This is a genomic window from Candidatus Omnitrophota bacterium (genome assembly GCA_003598025.1).
GTDB lineage: Bacteria > Omnitrophota > Gorgyraeia > Gygaellales > Profunditerraquicolaceae > Profunditerraquicola.
The window spans coordinates 94,379-107,276 of the sequence record QZKH01000009.1; the positions used below are offsets into that span (position 1 = coordinate 94,379).

Here is a 12,898-nt window from a genome sequence, read left to right on the forward strand (position 1 = left end):
GTGGTTTGGTATGTCCAAGGGAGAATATATTAAAAGATTAGGTGAGCAGTTTAAGGGCTGGACAGCCAAGATCGGTACATTAAGGCAGAGACTGACAAAGTCGTTCTTAAGACAAAAATAGGCCTAAGCCGAAGAATGGAGATTAAACAACTAAAAAAGCCTAAAATCTAAGGTAGGGTATTTTTATCTTTATGCCCCAGCTTCACAGCTCGAACGTATGATTTAAAAGGAGATGATGGGCGATGAAGAATCAAAAAATATTAATAGCTTTGGTAATCATATTGGCTATCGGATTGATTGTCGAGGGGGGATATCTGATTAGCCTTAAGAAGCGCGTAGATAGTTTCGGGAGTATATCAGCGAGAAGCAATTCCCCTGTATTCTCAAAAAAAGCTACAATCCCAAGATTTGCCCAAAGGGCTTTTGATAATGATTGGTACTGGGATGATTTTTTTAGTGACGAATGGAAGCCTTTTGAAGAAATGAAACATATGCAACAACAGCTTAACAAGATGTTTAATGAAAGCTTTGGGAGAGGCATGAGGAGTCAGGGATTTTTGCCTTCTGATAAGGGGAGCTTCTTTGAGCCGGATATCGATATTAAAGAAGATAAAACTCACTACATGATCACAATGGATCTTCCCGGCATGGATAAAGATAAAATAAGCGTGGAAATAAAGAACAAGGTGCTTAGGGTATCCGGCGAACGAGAAACCGTGCTTGAGGAGAATAAGGGCGATAAGTTTTTTAGGCAGGAAAGAAGTTACGGGCATTTTTCAAGGGCTATTCCTTTGCCTGATAATATAAAAGAAAATGAAGTTTCAGCTGACTATAAGAATGGCGTATTAACTATTAAGGTAGCAAAAGCTATTACTGAAGGTGAAGAGGAAGAAGAAACGGCGAAGAAGATCCCGATATCTTAATCAAAGCTAGCGCTGATTAAATCCAAAAAGTGCTCGCTGCCTCACGTTAAGCCGAAACAAGACAAAAAATAAAATCTAAATTTTCCCTACTTTCATTGTAAAGGAGGTGACAATTTATTAAGATGAAAAAACGAAGAACTATCTCTAAAAAGAAACCTTTAGCTCGGACAAAAACTCTAAAGGAAAAGCCCATTGAAGAGAAGGAAGAGATAAAACCAGAGATAACTCAACAGGATATTCAAGGAAAGGAGGAGGTGTCTATGCAGATTACGCCATTAGGAGACAGAATTCTGGTTAAGCCTTTGGAAGCTGAAGACAAAACCAAGGGAGGGATAATCTTACCGGATACTGCCAAGGAAAAACCGCAAGAAGGCAGGGTAGTTGCAGTGGGAAAGGGCAAGGTTTTAGAGGATGGTAAAGTTCAGCCCTTAGAGGTTAAGCCGGGAGACAAAATCCTCTACGGAAAATATTCCGGCACAGAAATAAAATTAGAGGATGAAGAGCATTTGATTATTAAGGAAGAGGATGTTTTAGCTATTATTATCGATTAAGTGAAAGGGAGGTGAATTCAATATGGCGAAACAACTTTCTTTTGGCGAAGAAGCCAGACAGAAAATATTAAAAGGTGTAGAGAAATTATCTGATGCAGTAGTAGTTACCTTAGGTCCCAAAGGCCGTAATGTAGTTTTGGATAAGAAGTTTGGCTCACCGACCATTACCAAAGACGGCGTTACGGTAGCGAAAGAAATCGAGCTTGAGGATGCCTATGAGAATATGGGTGCTCAAATGGTTAAGGAAGTGGCTGAAAAGACATCTGATACTGCGGGTGATGGTACGACCACAGCGACACTTTTGACTCACTCAATCTATAAGGAAGGCATGAAAAACGTCACTGCTGGCGCAAATCCCATGGGTCTTAAAAGAGGCATAGACAAAGCAGTGGAAGTGGTCATTGATGAGCTTAAACGGATGGCAAAGCCTATTAAAGATAAGAAAGAAACCAGTCAAATTGCCACTATTTCAGCCAATGGCGATGAAACCATAGGGAATCTCTTGGCTGATGCTATGGATAAAGTAGGTAAGGATGGGGTGGTTACTGTAGAAGAAGCAAAGTCCATGGCCACAACCCTTGATGTAGTCGAAGGTATGCAATTTGACCAGGGGTATCTATCTCCTTACTTTGTGACCGATGCTGAAAGAATGGAGTGTGTGTTAGAAGAGCCGTATATTTTAATCTATGAGAAAAAAATATCGGCGGTAAAAGACATTATTCCATTGTTGGAAAAAACTGCTCAGCAAGGCAAGCCCCTACTGATTATTTCAGAAGAGGTTGAAGGCGAGGCCTTGGCAACCTTGGTAGTTAACAAGATCAGGGGTACGCTTAATGTCTGCGCAGTCAAGGCTCCTGGCTATGGCGATAGGCGAAAGGCAATGCTTGAAGACATAGCCATTCTCACCGGAGGAAGGGCGATTGCCGAGGACTTAGGGATCAAATTAGAGAATGTCCAAATGTCTGATTTAGGCAAAGCCAAGCGAATCAAAGTGGATAAGGAGAATACCACTATTATTGAAGGAGCGGGCAAAACCTCCGATATTAAAGGAAGAATTGAACAGATCAAGAAGGAAATTGATAAAACCGATTCTGATTATGACCGGGAGAAACTCCAAGAGCGTTTGGCAAAGCTCTCGGGTGGGGTGGCGGTAGTTAATGTGGGCGCTGCCACTGAAACTGAGATGAAAGAAAAGAAGGCGCGCGTAGAAGATGCACTTCATGCGACAAGGGCAGCAGTTGAAGAGGGTATTGTCCCGGGCGGCGGAGTAGCGCTTTTAAGGTCGATTCCTCGTGTTGAATCTCTTAAGCTTGAAGGTGATGAGAAAATCGGGGTTGATATTGTGAGGCGGGCCCTGGAAGAGCCAATCAGGCAGATTGCCCAGAATGCTGGGGTGGAAGGCGTGGTAGTAGCTCAAAAAGTCAAGGACGAAAAAGGCGCCTTTGGTTACAATGCCGAAACAGGCGAATACACTGATTTAATCAAGGCAGGGGTAATTGATCCGGTAAAAGTGGTCAGGCTGGCCATACAAAATGCTTCAAGCATTGCCGGGCTTATGCTTACCACCGAAGCAGTAGTGTGTGAACTTCCGGAAAAAGAAAAGATGCCACCTATGCCGCCATCGCCGCACGGTGACTATTAATCGCAACTAAAGGTTAAAAATAAGGGGCTGCTGTCATTATAAATGGCGGCAGCCTCCCGTCTGTAATTAGAAATGTGCATATCTGAATTTGGCAATGACAAGAGAAGTGCCATTAGAGAAAGTTCTAGATAAATGTGGCAATTCTATTTATAAATTGGTGGTTTTAGCTTCTAAGAGGGCTATAGAAATTTCTGAAGGTCAACCCAAGCTTGTAGAGGCAGATGCGGTCGCTAAACCCTCTACCATTGCCTTGCTTGAGATTGCCGAAGGAAAAGTTAGATTGAAGGAAGAATAAACAATGCCACTGGTGCGGTCAAGACCTTTTTCAGATAGATAAGGCATGAGTTCAAAAAGAAAGTTGCAGATTAAATTCAGACAGAAATTAAAGAGGCGCCGCAGGCGGCTTAATCTATTAAAGAAAGGCATTGATCCAAAAGATTATTATTGTGGGGGATATTACATAAAAAATAATTCAAAACCGCAATGGGAAGAAAGCCGGAATGAGGATGGGGAATTATTGAAGCAATAGAGCAATTGCCAGAGGTAATATCTCTAAAGGTAAAAATCTGTTTTATGTGCAGAATGCGAATCTTACATCATGCCGCGTAAAAGATTGGCAGAGTTGGTGATATTAGGTGGTAAAGGTTAAAACAGCGATATGCCTATGAGCGGAAAAATTAGATGTCCTTGGTGCGAGAAGATTTTCGATTCGCCTGCAAACTGTAAAGTCAAAGATACTATTGAATGCCTTTCTTGTTTTACTAGATTGGAGATTACGCAAGCTTCCCCTGTGCAAGTAAAAATAGCCGGCGAAGTCGATGATTATATGTACGAAGAATACGATGATTGGAAATAAGAGAAAGTAGATATGTTGGTGGTGGAGGTAAGCAAGAATGAAAAAAGATCTGCAATGCAGAAAACATAAATATATAGGTAAGAGAATAGAAGGCATCCATTCGCATGCGGGTTTACCCGCAGAATGTAAGATTTGCAGCAAAATGTATTTGTCTGATAACCCTTTGGTTTTCAAAACAGCGTCTCTTAAGAAGGTAAGTATATGCACTGCTTGTCAGGAAAAGCTGCATTGCGCTAAATGCAAACAGGAATTTATATTAAAGAAATTCTTTGTTGCAGAATGCACTCAGTGCGGGCATTTAGAATTCTACTGCAAGAAGTGTAGTAAAAAATTGCCGACCTTGCCTGTAGGTTGCGAGCCGCATGAGCAGATTTTACGTAAGATGCAGACAATTCTAAGAGAGTATATGCCGGATCTTGGAGATAATCTGCCTAAAAATTTAAAAGACCTTAAGAAATTCAAAGGTTTTGGGGATATACCGTCGTATCTTTTCCTCCATTTTAATATCATTCTGCCTCCGGATTTTGACAAGTTCGAGGAGGAAGGCGATGATGCGGATTGGTGGAAGAAATAAGATAATGAATACCCTTGTTAATAAATACATCGCGTATCTGATGGTAGCTGAAAAAGAGCTTGCCGGAGCACATGCGTCTAAAAGCTTTCCCGGTAAGCAGAACAAGGAAGAAAAGCAGGCATTCAGCTTGAAAGGGAGTGAAAATTGAGGATATCGCCTGCGGTTTTGTGGGAGGTGGTAGAAATGAACGAAGAAAGAAGAGCATTTAAAAGGCTACCTGTAGAATTGAAAACCCACTGTATCAGAAACCTCTGCGGGAAATCCCATGAATATTTCCCGTCTTTCGCGAAAAATATCTCATTTCAAGGTATGCATCTTATCTCTTCTAAGGATATCGGGATAGGCGAACGTTTAGATTTTGCCTTAGAGGTTCCTATCTACTTTATACCGCTCTTGCTTCATGGAGAAGCTAAATGGGTAATACATAAAAATGGCCTGAATAATAACGTCGTGTGCGGTTTTAAATTCTTTAAAATGGAGCCAATTGATTATAAGAGATTGAAAAATTACTTAATCTCAATTGAAAAAGAATATTTCTCCTCTCTCAATGAAGCAGCTTCTATCCGGGAAGATGCTGGTATCTTACAGGAGGTTTGAATCCGAGAAAGAAGAGATGATGTGGGACGAAAGAGAAGACGAGCAGGACCGGCAATTCGAAAAAATGACCGCTACGCATTTGTATTGCAACAATTGCGGCAGGTCAATGCCGGTGCAAGAAACATTACTGTTGGTATTGCCCGATGGTGAATTATATGATTACCGTTGCATGCAATGCCATGAATCAGTTGGCACGCGCAAGGAAACAAAAAGGCCATCTTTAGAAATAAAAGGCGGATAAATTAAATATATGGACATTGGTAAATGTATCTACCGAGTTTCTCAAGGTTTATTTTTTGTAATTTTAAAGTTATTTTTCAGACTAGAGATAAAGGGAAAAGAAAATATACCCCAAAAAGGCCCTGCCATATTGGTTGCCAATCATTTTAGCCTTCTCGATCCGTTCGTAGTTACCTGCTGCACAAACCGCATAATCCATTGGTTAGTAGCAAGTTGGGTTTTTTGCATTAAACCTTTCTCTTTTTTTGCCAAACGAGTCCCCTTTTTTAAAGTAGAACCGGGTAAAGGCAATAATAAAGAAGCGCTGAAACAGGCTACGAATCTTTTAAGCCAAAATCGGATTATCGGCGTATTCCCTGAAGGTAAATTATCAAGGAGCGGAGAATTAAATCCCTTCTTTTCCGGCGCTGCTTATATAGGAATTAAATCCAAAGCTCCCATTATCCCTTTGTATATAGATGGCACTTATAAAGCATTTAGGCGAGTTAATAATTTTTTGAAATGGCCTAAAATTTGCGTTATAATTGGAGAGAAATTTTCTCTTAATGGGGTTTATAACCTTGTTTATAAAGAAGATATTGAAAAAGGCAGCGAATTTATTAAAAATAGAATTGCTGGGTTAAAAAAGGAGGTCAAGACATGAACTATACTGGCGTAACTGCAATAAATGAAAAAGTGAAGCAGGAAAGCAGTTTTGTCATTAGCCTAAAGCAGGAGATTGAAAAGGTTATTGTCGGGCAAAAATATTTGATTGAGCGGCTTTTGGTTGGGCTTTTAGCTAATGGCCACATGCTTGTTGAGGGTGTGCCAGGCCTGGCCAAGACACTTTCTGTAAAAACCCTATCCCAAGCGATCAATACGAAATTCCAGAGAATTCAGTTTACCCCTGACCTTCTGCCCGCGGATTTAATCGGTACGCTTGTTTATAATCCCAAAGATGGGGCCTTCACTACAAAAAAAGGTCCTATCTTTGCGAATATCATTCTAGCCGATGAGATTAACCGCGCTCCGGCAAAAGTGCAGAGCGCACTCTTAGAGGCAATGCAGGAGAGGCAGGTCACTATTGGCGAGAATACTTTTAAATTAGATGAGCCGTTTTTGGTGATGGCTACACAAAACCCGATAGAACAAGAAGGAACTTATCCTTTGCCTGAAGCGCAGGTTGATAGGTTTATGCTAAAAATCAACATCACCTATCCGAATAAAGACGAAGAGCGCAAGATTCTAAAAGAAATGAGTGTAACGGATAAGGAGATAAAGGTTTCTCCTGTAGTCGGACCTGACGATATCAAGCGCGCTCGCAAGGTAGTAAATGAGATTTACATGGATGAGAAGCTTGAGAATTACATCATTGATATTGTATTTGCTACCAGAGAGCCAGCTAAATATAAACTGAGCGATTTAACTAATTTAATCCAATACGGCGCTTCTCCTCGCGCCAGCATTTATTTAACGCTTGCCTCAAAAGCGTATGCTTTTATCCAGGGTAGAGGCTATGTCACGCCACAGGATGTGAAGTCCATTGGTCCGGATATCTTAAGGCACAGAGTTATCGTAAGTTATGAAGCAGAAGCGGAGGAAAAGACATCCGAGGATATTATTAAGAGGATATTTGATGAGGTTGAGGTTCCTTAAATGATCCCTAAAGAAGTCTTACAACAAATAAGGCGCATCCAGATTACTACCTCGCGCATGGTTACTGATGTGTTTTCCGGCCAATATCAAAGCGTATTTAAGGGGCGAGGTATGGAGTTTGATGAGGTAAGGGAGTATCAAGTAGGCGATGAAATACGCTCAATTGATTGGAATGTAACCGCGCGCATGGGTCATCCCTATATCAAAAAGTTTATGGAAGAAAGAGAGCTGACAGTAATGTTGTTATTGGATTTATCCGGCTCTTCCTATTTCGGCACGGTTAATAAACTAAAAAGGCAAATTGCCGCAGAGATTTGCTCAGTCTTGGCTTTTTCGGCAATCCGCAATAACGATAAAGTAGGGCTGATTATTTTTACCGATAAAATCGAGAAATTTGTCCCAGCAAAAAAAGGAATAAGCCATGTGCTGCGTATCATTAGAGAGGCGTTGTATTTTAACCCGCAAGGCAAAAAAACGGACATTCCCGCGGCCTTAGAATATCTCAATAAAGTATGCAAACGCAGCACGGTTACTTTTATCGTATCTGACTTTTATGATACTAACTTTGAGAAGCCGCTTTCCATTGCCAATAAGCGCCATGACCTGGTAAGTATTACCATAACCGACCCCAAAGAACTGGATTTGCCTAATATTGGCATGGCACAATTCGATGATCCGGAAACCGGCAAGATGTATAATCTGGATACCTCAAATGAAGCCTTGCGCCGCTCTTTCCGGGAAAACGCCTTAAAGATAACAGGCGAACGCAAGAAAACATTTGATAGATTGGGGGTAGATAATGTAGATATTCGCTGCGATATCCCCTACAACCGCACCTTATTTAAATTTTTCCGCATGCGGGAAAGGAGGCTACGTTAAATGCGCCAGGTTTTCTTTTCCATAATTATAGTTTTAATGTTAGCGGTTTTAATATTTTTGGTGGCAAATTTACCTACACGGATAGTTAAACCTAAAGAGCAGAGCTCTTTCTTGACCAGCCCAAACCAGATAGATTATGCTAACAAGCTTTTAAGCAAAGGGCTAAAGAGTGAGGCTGCTGAAGCATTCGAAGAATATCTTGCCGCTGGCAAGATGCAGCTACAAGAAGAGGCCCAGCTTTTATATAAACTAGGCAGTATTTATATGGAGTTATATAAGTATGAGAAGGCGCTGAAAAGTTTCTATAAAGCAGAGATGTTAAATCCAAAGGCAGAGTTCGCTCAAGAAATGAACCAAAAGATAATTGAGGCATTGGAGAATTTGGGAATGAGCGCTCAAGCCAGATACGAATTGGAGGCGCGGACTTCTTTGGGCAAAGAAAAACAGGCAAAGGGAAAGGTAGTTGCGCGTATCGGAAAAAGAGAAATAACCGATACTGAGATTGATGAAGCCCTCAAGAATGTTCCGCAATGGATGAGAAAGAGTTTAGAAGAGCCGGAAAGGCGCCTTGAATTCATTAGAAATTATGTCGGGCAAGAAGTTCTTTATACAAAAGCAAAGCGTTTAGGGTTGGACACAAAAGAAGAAACCCGCTCAACCTTAGAGCAGCTAAAAAAACAGATTGTGGTTGAACAGCTTTTAGGTAAAGAGATACAGGAAAAACTGGATAAGATTAGCCCCGAAGATATCAAATTGTATTACGAAGCCAATAAAGATAGTTTTACTGAGCCGGCACAAATAAAGGCGGCTTTCTTAAGCTTTGAAAACGAATCCCAAAAAGACGAAATGGTTCAAAAGCTCAAGAAACAGGAAGGAAAATTCCAGGAGGCTTCAATTACAGAAGAAGACTCAAGTATTGCCGGTATCGGAGAGGCAAAGGATGTAATTGCCGGCCTATTCCTTAAAGAAAAGGGGCAAATAAGCGATCCTTTAAAGATAAAAGATAAATTTTACGTTTTTTCTATACTTGAGAAAAGACAGAAACGACAGAAAAGTTTTGATGAAGTGAAATCAGAAGTTGAATACGAATATAAGATGAAGAAGCAACAGGAAATAAGCCAGGATTTGCTTAAAAAAGCATTGGAAGAGCAAGAAGTAGAAATTTTTGAAACAGGAAATAAGAATGAAACCAAAAAAGATAATTAATTTAATCTGCGCCATTTTCTGCTTAGGAGTGTTTTTGGTAAACAGCAGTATGTCTTTTGCGGCTCAAAATAAGGGAAAGAAAAATTCAGACATCGAAGCGACTGCCGCAGTGGATAAAACTTCAATACAAATAGGCGATAAGTTCACCTATACAATTACGGCAAAGGCAAAAAAGAATATTGAAGTTGAATTCCCGCAAATTCTTCCAGAGGACTTATCCGGTTTTGCGATTAAAGACTTCGGATCTAGCGCCAAAGGATTATTCGCAAAAAAGACTTTCAAGCACTGGTATCTTTTGGATACTTATGTTAGCGGAGAACATACTATTCCGGCGTCAGTAGTTAAATATCGCACTAAAGGACAAACTGATTGGCAGGAGTTAAGTGTAAATGAAGTAAAATTGGAGGTTAAAAGCGTATTGGATAATGCGTCAAATCGAGCGGATATCCGCGATATAAGGGGGCCGAAAAGTTTTACCAGCAGAACGTGGCTCTATATCTTAATAGTATCAGCACTTCTTTTAATTATAGGAGGAGTTTTTGGTTTTATTTCTTTGAAGAAAAAGCAAGAAGAATCCAAGGCGCCGCCTACTCCCGCGCACATTATTGCTTATGAAGCCTTGGCGGCATTAGAGAAAAAGGACTATATTCGCAAAGGACAAACCAAGGCTTATTACATAGAACTCTCAGATATTGTGCGGCATTATCTTGAAAACAGATTTAATATCCGAGCTCCGGAGATGACTACCGAGGAATTTCTGCTTAAGGTTAAAGAGGATAGCTCTTTATCGGTTGAGCATAAAGGCTTATTACGTGATTTTCTGACTAATTGCGACTTGGTTAAATTCGCAAAATATCAACCTGCCCAAACAGAAGCAAGTTTAGCGCTTGCCTCGGCAAGAAGATTAGTTGACCAGACTAAGCAAGAAGATAAGTCTTAAGATATGCTTATTCAAAATCCCATAAATTTTTTATTAATTCCCGTTGCGGCGGGGATTATCTATTATTCTTTACGCAAGAATAAATCTCCCGGAATCCGGTTTTCTTCGGAGAGGTTTCTAACCATAGGCAGCCCTACTTTTAAAACCCTTTCTAGCCGTTATATATGGGTTTTACGCCTATTGGTGTTTGTGTTCCTGGCTCTTGCCTTAGTTAGGTTTCGAGTGCCCATTGAAGAATCAAAGATTCAGACCGAAGGCATTGACATTATACTTTGCTTGGATACCTCAACCAGTATGCTGGCAGAGGATTTTACTCTGCGAGGCAGGCGGGCAAACCGTTTAGATGTAGTAAAAGATGTGGTGGAAAACTTTATTCAGGGAAGGAAAAATGACCGCATCGGCATTGTTGCCTTCGCTGCCCGCGCCTATACCGCAAGCCCCTTAACGCTTGATTACGGCTGGCTGCTTGAGAACCTTAAGCGCGTTAAAATCGGCATGATCGAAGACGGCACGGCTATCGGCTCGGGCTTATCAGTTGCCCTCAAGCGGCTGGAAAATACCAAAGCAAAAAGTAAAATCGTAATTCTTTTAACTGACGGTATAAACAATGCAGGAAAAATCTCGCCTTCTTTGGCAGCCGAGGCTGCTAAGGCTTTAAAGGTGAAAGTGTATACTATCGGCGCCGGCACTAAGGGTATGGCGCCGTACCCGATGAAAGACTTCTTTGGCAATACTGTGTATCAGCCGGTAAAAATAGATATTGATGAGGATAGTCTGATAAATATCGCATCCAAGACAGAAGGCAAATATTTCCGCGCTACAGATACAAAATCATTAAAAGAAATTTATGCCGAAATTGACCATATGGAAAAAAGCCCTATTGAAGAAAAGGGATATATGGAATACCGGGAATTGTTCCCGATATTTTTAACTATTGCTATGGCGCTCTTGTTATTAGAGGTTTTATTGAGAAACACAATTTTACGGAGAATTCCTTAATATGAGATTTGCCAATATGCAAGCAGCTCATCTTTTTTGGTTGATTATAGCCTTGATAGGTTTCTTTTTCTGGGTAAACGCAAGGAGAAAAAAATCTCTGGAAGCCTTTGCCGATAAAAATCTGTTAGCTACGCTCCTTGCTTCTTTCGATATTCGTAAATACAGATTAAAACAGGTTTTGATTATCGTTGTTTTCTCATTAGCAGCTTTTTCTTTTATGCAGCCGCAATGGGGGTTTAAGTGGCAGGAGATAAAACGCAAAGGCTTGGATATATTGGTAGCGGTAGATGTATCCAAGAGCATGCTTGCAGAGGACATAAAGCCAAATCGCCTGGAACGCACAAAATTGGCATTGGCAGATTTTGTCAAGCACCTTAAAGGCGACCGCATTGGCCTGATTGCTTTCTCCGGAACCGCTTTTGTGCAATGCCCCCTGACAGTGGATTATGGCGGATTTCTTTTATCTGTAGACGCGCTTGATATAAATACCATCCCTAAGGGCGGAACCTCAATTTCCAGCGCGATTCGGCAGGCGATGGAAAGTTATGAGGGCGGACTTAAGAAATATAAGGTGTTGATTATTATTACTGACGGCGAGGATCATGAGGGAGATCCGGTTAAGGCTGCTGAATTGGCTCAAAAAGAAGGCATAAAGATATTTTGCATAGGCATAGGCACAAACGAGGGCGAGTTGATACCGGTAACTGATGAAAGTGGTGATAAAGCCTTTTTAAAGGATAGAAGCGGAGCGGTGGTCAAGAGCCGCCTTGATGAAGCAACTCTGCAAAAAATAGCTCTGGCTACGGCGGGGAGTTATGTGCGCGCAAGCGCCAAAGAGTTCGGGTTAGACTTAATTTATAAAGAGAAACTTTCGGAAATGGAAAAGAGAGAACTTGAGACCAAGATGGCTAAGCAGCATGAGGAGCGTTTTCAGATTCCACTGTCCATTGCTTTCTTTCTTTTGGCAGTCGAATTTCTCTTAAGCGATAGGAAGAAGGCGTTATGAGTAAAAGTTGCAGGGTAGCTACATTTTTTATTAGCTTGTGTATTTTTGCGGTTGCGAACTTGCCGTGCTTTGCTGCAACTGATGCTAAGAAAAACGTCAAGGAAGCAAACAGGTTTTACAAACAAGGAAAGCTTGATGAGGCGCTACAGAAATATAATGATGCAAGCGTAGCCCTTCCTGATTCTGATATCGTAAACTTCAACATGGGGACAGCGTTATATAAAAAAGAAGATTACGAGAAGGCGCAAGATGCCTTTACTAAGGCCTTAACCAGCGAAGATAAGAAGCTCGAAGCAGATGCCTTATATAATTTGGGGAATTGCAAATATAAATTGGGTAAGCTTAAAGAAAATACGGATTTATCAACCACCGTAGCACTTTTGCGGGAGTCATTGGATTATTATAAAAGAGCGATAGATTTAGACCAGAAAAATACCGATGCGCGTTTTAACCATGAGTTTGTTGAAAGAGAGCTGAAGGTTTTACTGGATAAATTAAAGCAGCAACAATCTAATACCGATAAACAGAAAGAACAAGAGCAGCAACAGGAGGAACAGAAGCAAGGCACTTGCCCTACGGGTAAAGAACAGGGTAAGGAAGATAAAGAAAAAGAAGGGTCGGCTCAAGAAAAGGAGCAAAAGCAACAAGAAAAAGAAGGTCAAGAGGGGCAGTCGCAACAAGAGGAGCAAGCAGCCGCAGAAGAAACACAACAAGAAGAGCAAGGTAAGGAGTTATCAGAAGAAGGGGCACGCGCGCTTTTAGAGCGCTATGGGCAAGAAGAAACAACGCCAAATTATGAAGATAGGCGCACCGGAGCCTATGATAGGGAAGTATCGAAGGATTGGTAGAT

General features: G+C 41.1%; 17 protein-coding genes. All 17 read left to right on the forward strand.

Annotated elements, in window-relative coordinates; translation table 11 throughout:
- The first annotated feature begins 242 nt into the window (after nucleotides 1-242).
- The 17 genes from C4533_07970 (at nucleotide 243) to C4533_08050 (ending at nucleotide 12,896) form a co-directional block, all read left to right on the forward strand.
- On the forward strand, nucleotides 243-923 hold the full coding sequence (locus C4533_07970) for an Hsp20/alpha crystallin family protein (GenBank protein ID RJP27386.1): 681 nt from the start codon (nucleotides 243-245) through the stop codon (nucleotides 921-923).
- 260 nt (nucleotides 924-1,183) lie between these two features.
- Nucleotides 1,184-1,474 carry a co-chaperone GroES gene (locus C4533_07975; GenBank protein ID RJP27435.1) on the forward strand — a complete coding sequence of 97 codons (291 nt, stop codon included), beginning with the start codon at nucleotides 1,184-1,186 and terminating at the stop codon, nucleotides 1,472-1,474.
- 22 nt (nucleotides 1,475-1,496) lie between these two features.
- Nucleotides 1,497-3,116, forward strand: a complete 1,620-nt coding sequence (groL, locus tag C4533_07980) for a chaperonin GroEL (protein RJP27387.1) — start codon at nucleotides 1,497-1,499, stop codon at nucleotides 3,114-3,116.
- Between the two features lie 94 nt (nucleotides 3,117-3,210).
- Nucleotides 3,211-3,411, forward strand: a complete 201-nt coding sequence (rpoZ, locus tag C4533_07985) for a DNA-directed RNA polymerase subunit omega (GenBank protein RJP27388.1) — start codon at nucleotides 3,211-3,213, stop codon at nucleotides 3,409-3,411.
- Between the two features lie 45 nt (nucleotides 3,412-3,456).
- Nucleotides 3,457-3,645 (forward strand): hypothetical protein, encoded by a 189-nt coding sequence (locus C4533_07990; GenBank protein RJP27389.1) that lies wholly within the window; start codon nucleotides 3,457-3,459, stop codon nucleotides 3,643-3,645.
- Nucleotides 3,646-3,780: 135 nt separating this feature from the next.
- Nucleotides 3,781-3,972, forward strand: coding sequence for a hypothetical protein (locus C4533_07995; GenBank protein ID RJP27390.1), 192 nt, complete (start codon nucleotides 3,781-3,783; stop codon nucleotides 3,970-3,972).
- Between the two features lie 37 nt (nucleotides 3,973-4,009).
- Nucleotides 4,010-4,546 (forward strand): hypothetical protein, encoded by a 537-nt coding sequence (locus tag C4533_08000; GenBank protein RJP27391.1) that lies wholly within the window; start codon nucleotides 4,010-4,012, stop codon nucleotides 4,544-4,546.
- Between the two features lie 183 nt (nucleotides 4,547-4,729).
- Nucleotides 4,730-5,143 (forward strand): PilZ domain-containing protein, encoded by a 414-nt coding sequence (locus C4533_08005; GenBank protein RJP27392.1) that lies wholly within the window; start codon nucleotides 4,730-4,732, stop codon nucleotides 5,141-5,143.
- A gap of 16 nt (nucleotides 5,144-5,159) precedes the next feature.
- Entirely contained in the window at nucleotides 5,160-5,384 is a 225-nt protein-coding gene (locus tag C4533_08010) for a cytoplasmic protein (GenBank protein RJP27436.1), read from the forward strand.
- 9 nt (nucleotides 5,385-5,393) lie between these two features.
- Complete coding sequence (locus C4533_08015; protein RJP27393.1) at nucleotides 5,394-6,026, forward strand: 1-acyl-sn-glycerol-3-phosphate acyltransferase; 633 nt, start codon at nucleotides 5,394-5,396, stop codon at nucleotides 6,024-6,026.
- Entirely contained in the window at nucleotides 6,023-7,018 is a 996-nt protein-coding gene (locus tag C4533_08020) for a MoxR family ATPase (protein ID RJP27394.1), read from the forward strand. The genes C4533_08015 and C4533_08020 overlap by 4 nt, the downstream gene beginning before the upstream one ends.
- Nucleotides 7,019-7,897, forward strand: a complete 879-nt coding sequence (locus tag C4533_08025) for a DUF58 domain-containing protein (GenBank protein RJP27395.1) — start codon at nucleotides 7,019-7,021, stop codon at nucleotides 7,895-7,897.
- Nucleotides 7,898-9,103, forward strand: coding sequence for a hypothetical protein (locus C4533_08030; GenBank protein ID RJP27396.1), 1,206 nt, complete (start codon nucleotides 7,898-7,900; stop codon nucleotides 9,101-9,103).
- Nucleotides 9,081-10,043, forward strand: a complete 963-nt coding sequence (locus C4533_08035; protein ID RJP27397.1) for a hypothetical protein — start codon at nucleotides 9,081-9,083, stop codon at nucleotides 10,041-10,043. The genes C4533_08030 and C4533_08035 overlap by 23 nt, the downstream gene beginning before the upstream one ends.
- Before the next feature lie 3 nt (nucleotides 10,044-10,046).
- Nucleotides 10,047-11,042: a VWA domain-containing protein gene (locus C4533_08040; protein ID RJP27398.1), complete on the forward strand. Its 996-nt coding sequence runs from the start codon at nucleotides 10,047-10,049 to the stop codon at nucleotides 11,040-11,042.
- A gap of 1 nt (nucleotide 11,043) precedes the next feature.
- On the forward strand, nucleotides 11,044-12,048 hold the full coding sequence (locus C4533_08045; GenBank protein RJP27399.1) for a VWA domain-containing protein: 1,005 nt from the start codon (nucleotides 11,044-11,046) through the stop codon (nucleotides 12,046-12,048).
- Nucleotides 12,045-12,896, forward strand: a complete 852-nt coding sequence (locus tag C4533_08050) for a tetratricopeptide repeat protein (GenBank protein RJP27400.1) — start codon at nucleotides 12,045-12,047, stop codon at nucleotides 12,894-12,896. Before C4533_08045 ends, C4533_08050 begins: the two co-directional genes overlap by 4 nt.
- Nucleotides 12,897-12,898 lie beyond the last annotated feature (2 nt).

Bases quoted from the DNA above. Each gene is read 5' to 3' on its own strand.
- C4533_08030 (RJP27396.1), top strand. From the start codon at position 7,898: ATGCGCCAGGTTTTCTTTTCCATAATTATAGTTTTAATGTTAGCGGTT.
- C4533_08015 (RJP27393.1), top strand. From the start codon at position 5,394: ATGGACATTGGTAAATGTATCTACCGAGTTTCTCAAGGTTTATTTTTT.
- rpoZ (RJP27388.1), top strand. From the start codon at position 3,211: ATGACAAGAGAAGTGCCATTAGAGAAAGTTCTAGATAAATGTGGCAAT.
- C4533_08025 (RJP27395.1), top strand. From the start codon at position 7,019: ATGATCCCTAAAGAAGTCTTACAACAAATAAGGCGCATCCAGATTACT.
- C4533_08050 (RJP27400.1), top strand. From the start codon at position 12,045: ATGAGTAAAAGTTGCAGGGTAGCTACATTTTTTATTAGCTTGTGTATT.
- C4533_07975 (RJP27435.1), top strand. From the start codon at position 1,184: ATGCAGATTACGCCATTAGGAGACAGAATTCTGGTTAAGCCTTTGGAA.
- C4533_08020 (RJP27394.1), top strand. From the start codon at position 6,023: ATGAACTATACTGGCGTAACTGCAATAAATGAAAAAGTGAAGCAGGAA.
- C4533_07995 (RJP27390.1), top strand. From the start codon at position 3,781: ATGAGCGGAAAAATTAGATGTCCTTGGTGCGAGAAGATTTTCGATTCG.
- C4533_08035 (RJP27397.1), top strand. From the start codon at position 9,081: ATGAAACCAAAAAAGATAATTAATTTAATCTGCGCCATTTTCTGCTTA.
- C4533_08010 (RJP27436.1), top strand. From the start codon at position 5,160: ATGATGTGGGACGAAAGAGAAGACGAGCAGGACCGGCAATTCGAAAAA.
- C4533_08040 (RJP27398.1), top strand. From the start codon at position 10,047: ATGCTTATTCAAAATCCCATAAATTTTTTATTAATTCCCGTTGCGGCG.
- C4533_07970 (RJP27386.1), top strand. From the start codon at position 243: ATGAAGAATCAAAAAATATTAATAGCTTTGGTAATCATATTGGCTATC.
- groL (RJP27387.1), top strand. From the start codon at position 1,497: ATGGCGAAACAACTTTCTTTTGGCGAAGAAGCCAGACAGAAAATATTA.
- C4533_08000 (RJP27391.1), top strand. From the start codon at position 4,010: ATGAAAAAAGATCTGCAATGCAGAAAACATAAATATATAGGTAAGAGA.
- C4533_08005 (RJP27392.1), top strand. From the start codon at position 4,730: ATGAACGAAGAAAGAAGAGCATTTAAAAGGCTACCTGTAGAATTGAAA.
- C4533_08045 (RJP27399.1), top strand. From the start codon at position 11,044: ATGAGATTTGCCAATATGCAAGCAGCTCATCTTTTTTGGTTGATTATA.
- C4533_07990 (RJP27389.1), top strand. From the start codon at position 3,457: ATGAGTTCAAAAAGAAAGTTGCAGATTAAATTCAGACAGAAATTAAAG.